This window comes from Paenibacillus wulumuqiensis (assembly GCF_000971965.1).
Classification (GTDB): domain Bacteria; phylum Bacillota; class Bacilli; order Paenibacillales; family Paenibacillaceae; genus Saccharibacillus; species Saccharibacillus wulumuqiensis.
The window spans coordinates 1-15,771 of record NZ_LAQP01000016.1; the positions used below are offsets into that span (position 1 = coordinate 1).

Consider the following 15,771-nt stretch of genomic DNA (forward strand, 5'->3'; position numbering starts at 1 on the left):
ACGCCGGTAGAGTACCGACGCCAGTTTGCTTGATGGGGCTTTTTTAACTGTCTACAAAATAGGGGCTTGACCAACTATGACCGGCGGTTTTTCTCGTTTTCAAAAGTATAATTGATCTAGCTCATTGCGTACTTGTTTAATTTTTTCATGGAAATATGCTTGTATAGGCTCGTACGGTCCTCCTCTTTGCTGCAACTTCGTTATTTTCAATGAGAACTCTACATGAACATCTATAACTTTCAACTTCATCTCTTGCTCTTTTTCTATGGTTGCTAAAGCAGCAAAATCATTAAAAATCTCTCGCTCCTTCTTTATATATCTGAATTCTTGATCATTTATCATTCGTTCACAAATATTCAAGGCTTCGATAGCGGCTTTGTAAAATTCATATGATATGGATACCATTTCGTCTCTCCTTCTCAATATACAAGCGGTTATATAACGTACTTTATCATAAAAAGTATGTTTATTCGTTTTTTCTAATCGTGATCCTATCCGCATACTATTAAAGATGATTACTGGTAATAAATAGAGAAGACCTCTTCTACTGAAGCACCTCCCTTCAAGTCCAGCCCGGAGATCTGCGTCTAAACCTGTTTAAAGACCCTCAGGCTTAAGCCTCTTATTCCTTTCTGAAGTAGCTAAAGCAAAATCTGTAGGCTGTTGTATCACCCCGCTGTAACATCTCTTCGGATTTCTTGCTTATTTTCCGATATTAGTCTAGGGCTATTCCGTCGCCAGCACGTTATACATAGATAAGAGCCATCAACCAACAACATAAAAAAAGGACATGCGCGTTAATTCGCTCATGTCCTTTTTCATACTTATCCATCGCTAGATTGCTTACTGCTAATTATCTCTGCTGCGCCTGCCTCCGTTCAGCTTTACGGAGTAACGCCCCATACCAGTTTGTCCTGGTTATAGACAGTTACTTTGTTGTAGGTGGCAAAGGAAGTGCTGCCGTTGTTGTAGGAGTAGTCGTTGGTCTCGTCAAAGTTGCTCCAGTCGGACGGGTGGATGCGGGCTTGTACTTCGCCGCTCTGGCCACCGGCCGGGATCGAACCTGCTGCACTCGTGAAAGAGAACTCAACATAACGGTTCGCAGTCGGTTTACTGCTGGAGAGGGCTTTGGATGTTGTCGTTACATTGCCTGCTCCTACCTGCGCCCAGTCGATGAAAGTCTGGTCGCCGGATTTGCCGTCGTTGTTAAAATAGTAGCGTACTTTCAAATCGCTCAGCTTCACGGCTGTGCTGCCGTTGTTCTTGATGTTAAAGACCGGACGGATTGCGTTATCCGAAGGGTTGTTATCACCGCTGCGGAATTGCAGGGAGATCACACCATTAACTGGTGCAGGGGTACCCGGATTGGTGGTTCCGCCGCCGTTACCCGGAGTTGGGGTAGGCGTTGTTCCGCCTGTATTACCGCCGCCTGTTCCCGGTGTAGTCGGTGGTGTCGTTGGGGTAGTTGGCGTTGGAGTCGTCGTACCTCCACCTACTGTTGTCGATCCTGCACGGGTCTGTTCTCTGACAAATTTGCCGGATGTGGACAGGTTGGCCTGTGTCCATCCGCCAGTCGAGCTTGCGCCCGGTGCCAGTGCTGCAGAAGCTTCACTCTTGTCCGACAGGGACCAGTTGACCCAGCTCACGCCGCGGCTGTTGAGGAAGTCGATCCATGTCTTGGATTCACTCAGGAAAGGACCGCCGTTACCGGAAGCATCACTGGTGCCCCACTCGGTGACAAATACCGGTGCCTTTTTGCTCAGAGCATAGTCGATGCGGTCACGCAGGAACTGACCATGTGTACCGGCATAGAAATGGACGGCGTACATCGTATTCGCATCCGGCAGCTGGTTGTCCGCTGCATCCTGCACGTCCTGGCTCCATGTGCCTGTACCGACGATGATGATGTTATCCGGATCGTTGGCACGGATGGATTTGGTCACATCCACAGCATATGGACGAATCTGACCGTTCCAGGTAACGCCGCCGTTTGGCTCATTGGCGATCTCATAGATTACGTTCGGCAGATTGCCGTATTGGGCAGACATTTCGTTGAAGAAGCTTTTGGCCTGCGTCTTGTACGTATTCGGATCGCCATCGGACAGGATATGCCAGTCTATGATTACATATACACCAAGATCCTTGGCTGCGGCTACTGCTTCTTTTACTTTATTGGCTACGGACGGATTGGAAATGTAACCGCCTTCGTTCGTGTACATCGCTACCCGGAACACCGAGATGCCCCAGTCATCGCGCAGCCATTTCATCGTATCTTTATTTACATAGTTACCAAACCACTGGATACCGTGCGAGCTGATCCCTTTCAGCTGTACCGGTGTTCCTTTCGTATCGACCAGACGTCCATTCTTGATAGACAGCTGACCGTGCTGCTGTACCGGTGTCGTCGCTGCTTCGGCAGAAGTACCGCCTGCAGATACGGCGAGGGTTACTGTCAGCGTTGCCGCCAGTATACCGGAAGAGAATTTCTTAACTGTTTTCATCCACATATTCCCAATCTCCTTTTGTTCGTACTCTTTGGATTTCAGTATGGGAAGCACACTGATTTTGAACTAAGATGTCGAACCTGGTTGCCTACGTCAGTATATACAGCCTAAAACCAAAATAATATATTTCTGCCAATAAATGAATATAAAGATCTAGAAGCATAGGGAATGTGAAGCAGGAAGCGAATGGTAGTTTTTGGTCATAAATGACAAATAACAAGGGGCTGGGGAATGGAACATTTGCATAAAAACGTTTAACTCAGAGGCTTATGAGATGGATGGTCCTAAGTGAAATAATTCAAATTTGTGCTTTATGCATAATCGCTTATTTTTTTGATCCTATTCGTCGGTAACTTGGGCATATGGGATGGGGTTATTTTCACTAAAATATGCAGAGGCAGGCGTGGAATCGGGCAGATGGTTACGGATACGGCATAAGGTCAGGTAAAAAAGTCCCTTACTGCTTGGTGAGCTGCATCGGCAGGCTGCATTATTCAGGTGCATTCATTAGATGTGACGATTAGCTTTAGCGTTTAATTGCAGCAGTTAGGTGTACCAGTCAGGTATATTAGTGTTTGATCCGCTCTGAAAAGAGATTCTGTCACTCCCTCCGGTTAAGTATGGAGAATTGAAATGACCGATCCATCGGTCGATCTCCATGCTTAAACGTTGGTCGTTGGTGGAAGTCTCTCTCCTGCGCTCTGGGCGGCGAGTTTCTGTGTTCGGATTGAGGTTGATTTATGAGAATTCGGATGCTTTTCTTCTATTATAATGTATGCAAGATTTAATTGCTCTGTAGTTTTGGATTATAGCGATATCCGGTCTAGTAAAATCCAACGCTGGACAGCTCGGATCGCAGATCAGGATCTATTTTTCTTTTTCCAGAGGCGGAACAGCGTGATCAGCACGAATACGGCGAGCACGATAAAGATCATCCCGAGTCCCTGGAGGACAGCATATACAAATTCCATCGATATATGCTCCTTTCCATGTGTATTAAAATGAACGTATCCGCGTGTGGCCAGCGGTCATAATAGACACCTTGGAAGATAGCGATACGGTTACTATTTTAACACAGCGGATCAGCATCTGGCTCTATCGTTCAGCAATGAATCTGTCCGATCCCGGAAGCGGCTGCATATTCATTTCCATACCTTCATTCGTTCTTCCAGGGTGGAAGTGTGCAGCTCCAGCTGTGTACCATCCGGGTCGAGGAAATTAATGGACCATCCCTGTCCTCGCTGTACAGGTCCTCTGACGATGCGAACTTCATTTTCCTGCAGCACATGAACAGCATTCATGAACTCCTGCTCTTCAATGTAACAAGCGTTTCATTAAAGCAAGCCGGCTCGCTATCCATGCTCCATGCTCCATGCTCCATGCTCCATGCTCCATGCTCCATGCTCCATGCTCCATGCTGTCCAAGTGTAACCTCTTCCGGCACATGCAGCCGATTATTTTCACATCAAAAAGAGACCTGAGACCAACATCGTCTCAAGTCTCTCTTTTTCTATCCGTTTCTGCTGCTGTTCTGCCATCTCTTCTGCAGAACAATCAGCAGGTCGTCATGCTAACTTCAACTTTTTAAGGCTCCATGCCCCAGACCAGCTTACCGCCCTGGTACAGAGTCACTTTGTTCCAATCCGTATAGCTGCTCTTGGATGCGTCAAAGGAATAATCATTGCTCTCATCCATCACAGACCAGTCGGATTTGGCCATGCGCAGCTGAATCTCTCCGCTCTCGCCGCCCGGCTGCAGTGAGCCTGCTGCGCTGCTAAAGCTCAGCTCGACATAGCCATTGCCAAACGTACGCGTGATGTTATCCTGGCCTACCTTTGCCCAGTCGATCCAGGAGCTCATGCTCTGGGAACCTTCCGGTGTAAAGTAGTAGCGCAATGTCAGATCGCTCAGATTGACAGGAGTGGTGCCGTTATTCTTGATGTTGAAAAATGGCTTCATCTGCATATCCGATACATTGGTATCCGCTGCGCGATACTGCACGCTCAGGTTGCCTGCTGGTGTCGGATTGGGGTTAGGGTTAGGATTGGGTTCCGGATCTACAGGCGGTACCACGACGACAGCTGCCGGTTTGGCATTGACGGCTGCAGAATCGGAGCCGGTGCCGACGCTGTTCACGGCACTGACTTTATAATAATAGGTAGTGCCGTTGGTGACGGCTTTGTCGGTGTAGAGAGTGGTCGTCACTTTGCTGTCCAGTGTGGTAAAAGGACCATTTTCGCTGGTCGCTCTCTTGACCACATAGTGATCCGCTCCTGTCGTGGATGACCAGTTCAGCTTCACCTGAGCATCTCCGGCTGCTGCTTTCAGACCGGTTGGAGCCGTCGGTACAGTTCCAACCGGAGGAGTTACCGGTGGAGTCGTAGACGTACCGAGTACAGGATAGGCATTGTTGATCAGCATCACGAACTGGTCATGGAACCATGCGCCGGAGATCGGAGCATTTGGCAGTGCGCCGGTCAGTACGCCATCTGGGGTCGTAAAGGTTGGATCACACATGCGGTCGAATCCTTTGCCTTCGTTGTTCGGAATCAGGGAGCTGGAGCCATCGGATTCACCTGGAGGCTTCACCCATACATAGGCGTCCAGATGGGCAGCCGGTGCGGCGGTCGGCGGGGTACCGATACCGGCACCGCTATTGTTACACCAGTTGCCCCGGTGAGCACGGCGGTCGACGCGTCCGGAATTAACATAGGTATTGATATCACTACCGGATGCCATAGTCGGACGGTTCGGTCCGCCCCATCCGTTGCGTCCAGTATCGATCAGCATACCGATACTGCTCGGGAAGCCGGCACGGACAAAGTCGTTGTACAATGCTACCGTGAAGTCCGACTCGTCAAAGTATGGATTCCACTCATAGTACTTGGACGACTTGATCGGCTGTCCCCCGATATTCAGATCCGGGTTCGGCAGATTCGGCTCATGCAGTGGCGTCGTGTTCGCCGTATTGGTAATAAAGCCGTCGATGCTGGATAGTCCCGCAGTCGTATTTCTCACGACATTGGTGAACAGTGTAATTGTCGCTGACCGGTTGTTATCCCAACCGAGCCAGCCGGAGTGGCCGATATCGAGGTAATTGTAGGTATTGGGAATGGCATGAAGCTTATTCAGCGCATATTGTACGCCTTCGACATAGATACCGCTGGAATTGGCAGCTGCACAGCGGGCATCACTCAGATTGGTGACCAGATTCGGCAGGCTGTCCGGCTCAATCACGTTGACGATACGGATATCCTTGTACTTGGGATTCGCAAATGTCTCGGCGATCACATCAATATATTCTGTTTTGTAGCGCTGCAATGCTTCCTGGGTCAAAGGAAGCTCACCGTTGGATGCCAGCGCATGACAATCCCGTCCTGGCAGATCATAGATGACAAAGCTTGCTGTAATCGGGGTGTTGCCCTGCTTTTGAGCCAGTGCGGCATCCAGGTGCTCTTCCAGACTGAGCCGTCCGGCATTGGCCGATCCACCTTTAATGGCGTCGATCCGGTCCAGCCATACGGCGGTCGGATAGGACTTGACCGTCTGCATTTTTCCCTTAAGCGCAGGATCACTGACTCTGGCAATCGAACCGTCAACTTCTTTGGCATAATCCGGGTTTACATAGCCGGTCGCACCGACAAACGGATTATCTACATGGGCTTCCGCATAAGCGGGTGTTCCATACATTGCGGGCAATAGACTTCCTGCCAGTAGTGACGCAGCCATCGTATACTTAAAACCTTGCCAGAATCCTTTTTTAGACTTCAATCCATTCACCTTTCTTTCCGTGAAATTTGTGTTGAAGTAAGACCTCGCCATGTTAGTAAACGCTTTCTATTTGTCGGCTGACCATCCTTTCCCCTCTCGAATCACCTCCTCAGCGTCGATTATAGGCCAATCGATGAATGGAGTATATTGTAAAATATGGAGTTTAATTTAGATATTGAGTGTTTATTTGCTGGAAATCGCCTGTATTTTTATATTTAATTCGAGGCATCTCACTATCCTCTGCTGCTGTGAATGGAGCGGAAATAAACAGGAATTTTGACGAATGGAAGCAGTCGGACAGACAAAGACCAGAAGTCCATCTATCTGCGGATACTTTCACAGACTAAAGCGTATGCCGGGATCGTGCGGGGTAGAGGCTATCACAGGATGTTAACCATGTTGGATGTTTCCTCATTACGCTATACCAAGCCAGCGAAAATAATCGGCTGCCTCGTATAAAACTATGTATCAGGCAAACTTGATATGGATGTTATTTCCATATTATGATGGAGTGATCATAGCGAAGGACATGCTTATATGAATTACTGCGTATTCATGGCTTCTGGAGGTGAGAACATGACAAAAAAGAAATGGTATCTACGCCCGGGTTTTCTTACTATACTTTGCCTGATTACTCCACCAATCGGCTATGCGCATCTACTGTATCACCGTAGAAATATCAAGCATGAAGAGTGGCTTGGCTATCTGACTATTGCTACTTTCACCATGGCGATCTGGCTGACCAAGTTCATGAATCCGGTGATGGCGTTTGTTGTGCTTGGGTTGTTGTTTTGGGTGATCTGGAAGTGGTAGGAGAGGTGTCGCGTTATACATAAGGTGGGAATGTATTGCTGGTGGATATGCTTATAGAGCATGTTGGAACGCGATGGAGGAGCATCGAATTCGGTAATTGCACTATCCGCTTCGAAAAGGGATAGAGGCACGTCCTCCGGTTAAGCCTGGAGATCCTGAATGGTTGGGAGAGAAGGAGGATCTCCAGGCTTAAATGTCGTCCTTTGCCCTTTGCCTCTATTCTCTTTTCTTTTCTTCGCTTTGCGGACGGAGTTATTGTTGAGGTTTTTAGATAGATAATGCTGCTGATTTGCAGCATTTTAGGGAGTAATCGTATATCGTGGGTAATGTAGTTCAAAGCTGGATATGCTGGTACAGAGCAGATGGTTTATTTAAAAGTATCGCTTGCTGCAAGTGGCAGTATACCTTGGCAAATCTATACCCCTGGATGATACATTTTATATCAGTACTATATTCTATAAGTGTTGTACTTTATCAGTACAGCACTTTAGAGTAACAGTAGCTTTGAATATATGTTTATCTATAGCAGAAGCGATTTCCGAGCAGCTTCGGCACCGGAATAATAAGATGAATAGTAGGAATAAAAGCCGTAATGCGTCTGAATGCATTACGGCTTTTTCTGTGAATAGTCTATTCTATCGGGTCAGTTATTATGGTTTCAGCAGTATGAGCTATTGGGACTATTTGAGCTACTACTGCTATTCTTGCTATCCCATCTATTCTGGCTCCTCCACCGATACATCCACCACACGCTGGGCCAGATCGACGTATTCGTTATCCAGCGATACTTTGACCCGGCCCTGTCTGCGCTTCTCGCGCCACTGTCGCAGGTCTTCCCCGGATTCCAGCCGCAGTTCGGCCAGCTCATGGGCACGGTCGAAAATATAATTGCTCGTATACAGCAGCGTATAGATGCCCTGTCCCCCGAGTGCAATTGGCTCTTCGCGTTTCTGCCAGCGCTCTACGGTAAACTTCACATACAGCTGGTCCCCACGCCGCTCATCTGCCGGAATCTCGGTAATCTCCCGCCGCTGTACAATCTGCCAGCCGGTAATGCGGCCGTAGTAATGGATTCCCGCCATGCCCAGCGCACCGAACTTGCGTCTGGACTGGTACATGGCGACGTATTCCAATTGGGTAATGACCTGGGCATTGGCAAAGTTCTTCAGAGGTACATGGTAGAATCCATGCTCCAGCGCCAGCTTTACCTGCTCCGGGCCGCGTACCGATCCGACGATCATGTTGTGGGTCTGCAGCTTGTTGACGTAATACTCTTCCGTACCGCGCGGCGTTGTAGATCGTTCGTACGCCTTTTCCGGGCTGTCCTGGATCAGTTCATGCAGGAACTCTTCCACCAGCGACGTCGCATTCGGCAGGAAAGGCAGCGCTCCTACATTAATTCGCCGGACACTTTTATAAAAGTGGTGCTGGCGGTACTGCTCCTCATTGCCATACGGGAAGAGCACATATGCGCCATACATGCTGCGTTCGTAACGAATGCGTGCGGAATGGACAGCTTGGCCGACAGTCGCACCGGTCCCTGGCGGATTACCATCGGGCACATCTCTAGTGGTAAGGGCTTCAGCATCTGTATCTGCATTTATATCGGCATCTATATTTGAATTCACCTCTGCACCCGCGTCCGCAACCTGCCCTGCGCTCCAATCCGTATCCGCATCTCCATGCTCCTCTACTCCATGCACAATCGCATCCCGGTAACGGTGCATCGTATTAATATCTTCCTCCTGCGGTCCCGGCAATCTATAGCTCGCCTGGTAGGCGCTGCCCGGCTCGGCAACATTGAGCCGGTATTTGGCATCGAAAATAAAACTGTATTCCTGTGTCTTCCCGGCATCGATCTTCCGCAGGGACAGCACATTATCCGGCCGCTGCGGCAGAGTCGGCGATCCTTTGCGATCCGGTGCACTGTTATAATACAGCACAAAGGTCTCGCCATTACGCGGATTCACATATTCCATCCGCGAACGCTGCCCCCGGTCCAGTGTCACGAACAGACCGGAATGGTTCATCCGAATGACATTCTGGCGAACCAGCTGGTACTTGCGGCCGAGCAGTTCGTTCAGCTTGAGGAAGCACCAGTATTCATACAGCTGCGAGATTTCTTTCATGGACAGGCGCAGCAGATCGCTCTGGATCGACAGTCCTTTGAGCAGGGTCAGATAATAACGGTACATCTCCCGGTAACCCGGCGCCATCTGCATGACCAGGCTGAGATTCATGCTGCGCATCGGGGACAGCTGCTGCAACCAGCCGGCAGACAGCATCCGCTCCATGCGCGAGATCATGCCATCCACCCGGCGGACAAACTGCTCATCATAGCTGCGGCTGCGGTAATTCTGCGGCCGATTCAGCTGTTCGTACTGGTCACGCAGACGATGCAGCTTGCCCAGAATACGCTCCAGCATCCAGCGCAGCATCCGGTTCTCGGCGGTATCGTACGAGATATGCTTGACCGTATCGAGCAGACGGGTCGGCCGGTAGTCTTCGCCGCGAATATGCAGCGCTCCCCGACGGGATGGGTCCTGCTGGAAAAGGTCATCACCTGCTCCATCCCTCATCTCCCGCATGGGGTCCGGCATTGTACCGCGTCCATCCTGCTCATGGCTCATTCGTTCGCTCCGTTCTGCGCTGGCCGTTCCATCCTCACCGCGCATGGAACGGCCAGTCTGTCCACTTGCTACAGAATCATTTGCAATATGCAGATCCCCCGGCAGATTTCGCCCGGCATGACCATCTTCCCTGGAGCCAGCAACACCATCTCCACTGGATAGAGAACCACGCTCCATCCACGAACGGCGCTGCAGCTTCTCCAGATGCTGCGGATGACGTGCCAGATAGCTGCTGTTACGCCGGCTCGCCCGTTTGACGAGGGCGGCATTACGCAGCTCCAGCTCCCGGTTCATCTGGTGATGCGGCTGGGCCGCGATCCGCTCCATCGCCCGCTCCATCTGTCCGAACAGATGCGAGATAATCGAGAAAAATTCACTCAGACTCTGGTGCTCACTCTCCCGCAGCGAGACCGACTGGTACGTACGCTTGAGAAAGTCAAAGGACAGATTGTACACCTGCTCATTCACCTCGCGCAGCAGAGCGACATAGTCCTGCTTGTAATCCAGCTTGGACGGGAAAACCTCCAGCTCGATCGACAGCAGCCGCTGTCCATTCGCCCGCAGCTCCAGTTCCGTAAAGCCCACTTCATTGCGAAAGTTCAGCATCCCGGACAGCAGCCGCTTGCCCTTGGGCGTGACCGCTTCCCGCAGCTGCCGGTTATCATGGTAAAAGGTCACCGGCCACTCCACGCCATCTGCCCGCTCGAACACAAACTCATACTCCTGCTGCTCGTAAAAGCACGGCAGCACCGCCGCACCTGCCGTCCACGGCACCAGCTGCCCGTCCACCGGCGAAAAGACCTGCACCGACTGCACCTCAATCTCCGGCGACAGCGCTATACATTTCAGATGCGCATCTACCCACTCTCCGTCTTCCCGGTGCAGCTGCAGCGTCTCGACCGCCGGATGGTACGGCCTCCCCTGCATATAGATGCTCCCGATGCTCGTCTGGATCTCCAGCAGATTCACACTGTTATTCAGATTCATACGCACCTCCTGCAGAGATCATCAGGACACCCAGTAGGATGTGAACCCATCCTCATCCAGCCGCCGAATCATATACACCAGCTTGCGCGCACTCTCCGGATACCGTGCCTCCGGCGGTGTCCCACCCCGGCTCCACCGACTCCAGAAATCATCGTCGTCCTCCAGTGGCGAAGGAATGCGTACACTCCCCTTCAGGCAGAGCTTCAGCAGATTCACCAGCGCACGCCGCACGCCGGACTGACTGCCCTGAATGCGCGGCAGTATCTTCTGCAGCAGCTGCAGATCGAAGGCAGCGTCTTCGGTCATCAGGTCAAAGCGCTCGTTGTACACAAGGTAAAAGCACACCGCATCCCGAATCCGGAAGCCCACATGCGCATGAATATCCTCCAGAATCTCATTGACCGCCACCAGCCGCTCGGTCGTGCGAATGATCAGCTCCTGGTGATCCTGCAGCGCATCGATCAGCTGCAAATAGTCACTGCGCAGGAAAGACTGCTCCACCGGCACCACATCCACCAACTGCTGACTGTCCCCGGTGAGACTCGGCAGCTGCATGAGATCGATCGCGTTGAATTCAATCGTATTCGCCCGATCCAGCACCCGCTTGCTGAATGGGTAGGTCGTCTCGTCCATATTGACCGTCCCGACGATGTAGACATTCTCCGGGATGCCAAGATGGCCGTAGCGGGACTGGTCTTCTTCGTTGTCGAGCAGTTCATCCGGAAATACAGGTGCAGTGACGATCCGCTTTCGTCCAGTATGTGCAGTATCCTCTTGCTGCACGGTATCTACAGCATCCTCCCATACTTGCGTCTCCAGAAGGCTCATCATATCGCTAAAATAATGTTCTACTCGCGCCAGATTCATCTCATCCAGACAGACAAAATAAGGCTTTCTCCGATTCTCCGGCTTAGACGCTTCCACAAATACATTCATTAGAGGCCCCGGCTTAAAGCTACCGGACAAGTCCCTATAGCCGATCAGGTCCGCCGGATCACTCCAATCTGGACGTACCGGAATAAGATGAAATTGCTTGTTACTTACCGTCGCCCCTACCGCCTCAGCAAATAACCGCACAAGACGTGTCTTCCCTGTACCTGATATTCCTGCCAAGATGACGAATGGACGACTTTTGAGAGAAAGATAGAAGTTATGCGTTAACTTTTCTGGGAAATAAAATCCTCGCTGCGAAATGTATTCTTGGATGTTATGCAGCGTCTCCTTGACCTCGATATCTCGGATAAACACCACCGATTCCGCTTCTTCCACATCTGGCGATTCAGTTACCACTTCTTCAAATTGATTCGCCCACTCACTGCTTGGAGCTGCCCCCATACGTTGTACGTAGGAGAGATATATTTCTACTGCATCCCATAGATCGTCTACCATTTGCTCATTATTAGGCATATCATCAAGTTGGTAGTGAAAATATGCAATAGTTGATGCAGCATAGTCTTTAGCATAGCTACTTTCTCCTAAATAAATAGCATCATCAAGATTCATACGTGTACTAGGCATAGTCGCTCGCATCTCTTCTGCTCTCTGTTTAAAATGCGTATATGCTTTTTTAGTTCCTAATCGATTTTTCAAATCTGTAACACCATGAGCTAGTGCAAGATATACCGACTTCATATCCTCTGCAAATAAGTATGCAACATAAAATCCTTTTTGAGTCGTATCTGTTACTTGGCGATGTAATATTGCTATCCATGGAACATAAGCCCAGTTCCCTTGTCCCACTGATCCTTGGACATTGAAATAATTGTATATAAATTGCAATGAACGAATATGATCTGGAATCGTTTTTCGCACATATTTTCCTAGCAAATTATCTTTTAAAGGTTGCGTTTTTGCCTGTACATAATTAGTCATAACATGAATTAAATCATCTCTCAAAGAAAAGCTAGCGGGTGGCTGTGCATAGTATAGTTCAAGTTCGTCTGTAGTAAAATGGTATAATTCATCTAATGTCTGCTGATCCCACTGGTCGTATAGTTCCTGCTTAAATCCGATTGTATACTGGTCATTCGGCACTTCCAGAATAGCAGAGAGTGCTTTGATCGGCGTATTCATCACATACTGTACTCGATTCAACTGTACATCTGCCCAACGAGAGGCCTTGACTTGGGAAGGCGGACCATCTACCTTGAGACTCTTGGATTCTCGTTCCTGGAAGCATTGGAGGAACCGTTCGCGAACACGTATCATGGATACCTGCTGCTGATCTGTTTCTTTCATCACGTCTAAGATCGAGAGAATAAGGACCATTTTGTATGATTTCTGTCTGTATGTGAATATATTGATAAGCTCTGAGGGTAGTGGCATATTTTTTCTCCTATATTTAATTTACGACCTATATACAAAGCACGTAATTACATGCTTATTCGCAATTACGTGTCTATCTGATATAATGCTAACGTACAACTCAATTTGTGGTGGGCATAGGCTATCCTCCAGAGGGAGGTGACTGCCTATGAACTTCTCCTTCTCCGATATTATCATGTTTGCAACATTCATTGTTGCACTGCTAACGTATATCGAAAGAAAAAGAAAGTGACCCGCCACAGGTTGCACAGCCTGGCGGGTCACTTTCTCTTATGTGAATCATAGCAATATGATGGAGGAATGACCACCATAAATGTTGTACGGGAAGCAGGTGGCTGCCTGCTTCTTTTTTGTGGTTATATGATAGCATATTTGGGTTGTTAGCTCAAGAAGTTTAGCATTCAAAATTACTAGATCTGTATGCTACAGCTTTAAAATAACCTTTCTTTTCGAAGATGTTCTTCCCAGATTATATACTGCAACAATGAAGAATCAAAAAACATACGATCCCCCATTTTTCGCTGCTGATACTTTTCCATGCGTTGCTGGATAAATTTACGCATATATATCATTTTAATATGAAAACAATCTTCACGAGGATTTTTCCGTTGCCGAGATATCAAGAATTTAGCAACTTGATAATTATCAAATTCAATAATTGGATTGTGTTCAAGATCGTTATACTTATCTAATTCATCAGTAAATCCAAATCTACCAAACGATTTTCTTAGATTGTGAGGTTCAAATATAGAATCACTTCTAAATCCATTTCCTGTTTTCACTTCACAAATAACACCAATAATTTTCTTTCGATCTAATTTAATATTTGTTCGACGATCCATTAAGTTGAAGAAATTTTCGTCCCAATCACTGGCCTGCCCACCAATATCCTCTTGTACATGTGGAAATCTAACTGCTAATAAATCAGAATCAGAAGTTTGCCTTTCACTATTGCGATGTAATACAAAGTTATTAACAATAAAGAATCCATTTAATCTTAAATACCAATAAGTTAATTCCTCACCGAAGTTAGCATTCACAGTAAATTCTCCTTTATTCACTCATGGTAACATCTTAATAATTTTAAGCATTTGAATTAGCTTTCTATATTTTCTAGCCTTGAATAAAAACAATGATTTATAAACGTAATTAAAATAGATGACGAACACCCATATACCTAAACCTAAAATGATAAAAGCAAGAACATTTGTAGTGCCCTCACTAATATTTTTCCCAATAAATTCTCCCCATACGGATAACAATATAGTTGAAATAATAAGAATAGGATTCCATAAAAGCTCGCTTTTTCGGTTGGATTTGCTTTCACAGTAATTAATAAGATCATCTATATTATCTTTAGTAAATCCTAATTCAATGAATTTTTTATTAATATAATCTGCTCTAAAAGGAATAAGAAAATCATCCAAAAAATTAAAACATGTTATGTGCGATCTATAGGATCGATATACTTTTTTAGCGTAAGTATAGCTAAAAAAGTAATGTAAGCCCATCAATATAACTACAGCTACAGTTATTCCAAACATAGATAAATCGTAAAACAGTATATTTACTTTGAAGATGTCTCGCATACTTGTAACAATAAGGAAAATCAAAGCTACGAATGCTATTAAAATAAGACAACCTCTAGCTTTACGATCAGGCATTATTTTATAATCAGCCAAGTTTTTATCTAGGTATTCAACTAAAAATTCTACATTATCTAAAAATTCACGTGCCTGATGTCTAAGCATTTATTAGTTCACCTTTCTATATGAATGATATTATTAATTCAATTCATAGCTCCGTTGTATCAATTCTTTAGCTCTTTCCAGTTGTTCTAAACTTCCGATCGTAACTTCCAGATCTCCAGTGCCATAATGTCCAATCTTACGAACATCTCTAGTAAACCCGGTTTCTAATTCAATTGAATCTGGATCAACTTTTAAATATAGGCTAATCTTTTTTGTTTGCGGATGAATTTCAACACAGGCAAAATTCTTAATTCTTTTAAAAGCCACGTAATACTTTAACGTATTAACCTGTACATCATCACCAAGCGCAACCATATAAGCTTTTAATTCTTCAAACCAATTCACCAGTTCAGGACTTGCCTGAGAGAGATACTCAGATACAGTTTTATATATCGATCTCGATTCTATATCTATAGGATTCTCCATAGAAAAACTTGCTGTTGTTGCATTTACCAGATCTAGCAGCAACAATTCTTCCCCATACCGTTTATATGTATAGAGCTCAATATTACGATTAATTTGCTGTACCGCATGTTCATCGTATTTAGTAAATCCACCTGCTACACACAGTAAACGCGGCGCACTCCAATCGATATCTTTGGATACTTCTACACCTAACCGGTCCATAACGAGCAATTTGAATTCTGCCTGATGATTCATCAGCCAATCCAAATAGTACAGACCTTGGTTGATCACATTCTCATTGGTCGCTCGCTTATATTCAATAATGACAGGGGAATTGTTTTCATCAATGCCAAGTGTATCAATACGTCCCCCATGCCGCTTACCTGTAGAATATTCCGACGCCAAAAAACGTATACCGATCAAAACTTCCAAGTTACGTTCCATTAGGGTCTGTAATGACTTTTCTACTGCAACTGTATAGCCATGTAACTCTTCAACTCCATTATTAGTTAATCGAAATAATTTTATATCTCCCATTATGTAATCTATCCTTTCAGATATAATTTCAGCTTTGACTTCATCACA

10 protein-coding genes and 2 pseudogenes are annotated in these 15,771 nt (G+C 47.0%); 2 read left to right on the forward strand and 10 right to left on the reverse strand.

Annotated elements, in window-relative coordinates; genetic code table 11:
• Positions 1-99: 99 nt before the first annotated feature.
• The 4 genes and pseudogenes from WH45_RS18440 to WH45_RS18455 form a co-directional block, all read right to left on the reverse strand.
• The gene (locus WH45_RS18440) at positions 100-405 is read right to left on the reverse strand and encodes a hypothetical protein (RefSeq protein WP_046215901.1); all 306 of its coding nucleotides are present in this window, start codon (positions 403-405) and stop codon (positions 100-102) included.
• Positions 406-884: 479 nt separating this feature from the next.
• On the reverse strand, positions 885-2,507 hold the full coding sequence (locus WH45_RS18445) for a cellulase family glycosylhydrolase (protein WP_046215902.1): 1,623 nt from the start codon (positions 2,505-2,507) through the stop codon (positions 885-887).
• Between the two features lie 1,139 nt (positions 2,508-3,646).
• Positions 3,647-3,823: pseudogene (locus tag WH45_RS18450) on the reverse strand (glutathione transferase); the annotation flags it as partial.
• Between the two features lie 265 nt (positions 3,824-4,088).
• Positions 4,089-6,326, reverse strand: coding sequence for a glycoside hydrolase family 6 protein (locus tag WH45_RS18455; protein ID WP_046215904.1), 2,238 nt, complete (start codon positions 6,324-6,326; stop codon positions 4,089-4,091).
• 525 nt (positions 6,327-6,851) lie between these two features.
• Here WH45_RS18455 and WH45_RS18460 point away from each other — a divergent pair.
• Positions 6,852-7,088, forward strand: coding sequence for a hypothetical protein (locus tag WH45_RS18460; RefSeq protein ID WP_046215905.1), 237 nt, complete (start codon positions 6,852-6,854; stop codon positions 7,086-7,088).
• Positions 7,089-7,804: 716 nt separating this feature from the next.
• Here the strand turns inward: WH45_RS18460 and WH45_RS23960 are convergent.
• The 3 genes and pseudogenes from WH45_RS23960 to WH45_RS24250 form a co-directional block, all read right to left on the reverse strand.
• Positions 7,805-10,705, reverse strand: coding sequence for a DUF2357 domain-containing protein (locus WH45_RS23960; protein WP_082096948.1), 2,901 nt, complete (start codon positions 10,703-10,705; stop codon positions 7,805-7,807).
• A gap of 21 nt (positions 10,706-10,726) precedes the next feature.
• On the reverse strand, positions 10,727-12,094 hold the full coding sequence (locus WH45_RS24245) for an McrB family protein (protein WP_235338422.1): 1,368 nt from the start codon (positions 12,092-12,094) through the stop codon (positions 10,727-10,729).
• A 12-nt stretch (positions 12,095-12,106) separates the two neighbouring features.
• Positions 12,107-13,030, reverse strand: a pseudogene (locus tag WH45_RS24250) (DUF3578 domain-containing protein); the annotation flags it as partial.
• Positions 13,031-13,178: 148 nt separating this feature from the next.
• Here WH45_RS24250 and WH45_RS24255 point away from each other — a divergent pair.
• The gene (locus tag WH45_RS24255; protein ID WP_227871885.1) at positions 13,179-13,262 is read left to right on the forward strand and encodes a putative holin-like toxin; all 84 of its coding nucleotides are present in this window, start codon (positions 13,179-13,181) and stop codon (positions 13,260-13,262) included.
• A 199-nt stretch (positions 13,263-13,461) separates the two neighbouring features.
• On the opposite strand, the gene WH45_RS18475 is transcribed toward WH45_RS24255, so the two are convergent.
• Genes WH45_RS18475 through WH45_RS18485 form a run of 3 tightly spaced genes read right to left on the reverse strand, consistent with a single transcriptional unit; the run spans position 13,462 to position 15,723 of the window.
• Positions 13,462-14,070, reverse strand: coding sequence for a hypothetical protein (locus WH45_RS18475; protein WP_046215907.1), 609 nt, complete (start codon positions 14,068-14,070; stop codon positions 13,462-13,464).
• 21 nt (positions 14,071-14,091) lie between these two features.
• Positions 14,092-14,781 carry a hypothetical protein gene (locus tag WH45_RS18480; protein WP_046215908.1) on the reverse strand — a complete coding sequence of 230 codons (690 nt, stop codon included), beginning with the start codon at positions 14,779-14,781 and terminating at the stop codon, positions 14,092-14,094.
• A gap of 33 nt (positions 14,782-14,814) precedes the next feature.
• Positions 14,815-15,723, reverse strand: coding sequence for an endonuclease NucS domain-containing protein (locus WH45_RS18485; protein ID WP_046215909.1), 909 nt, complete (start codon positions 15,721-15,723; stop codon positions 14,815-14,817).
• Positions 15,724-15,771 lie beyond the last annotated feature (48 nt).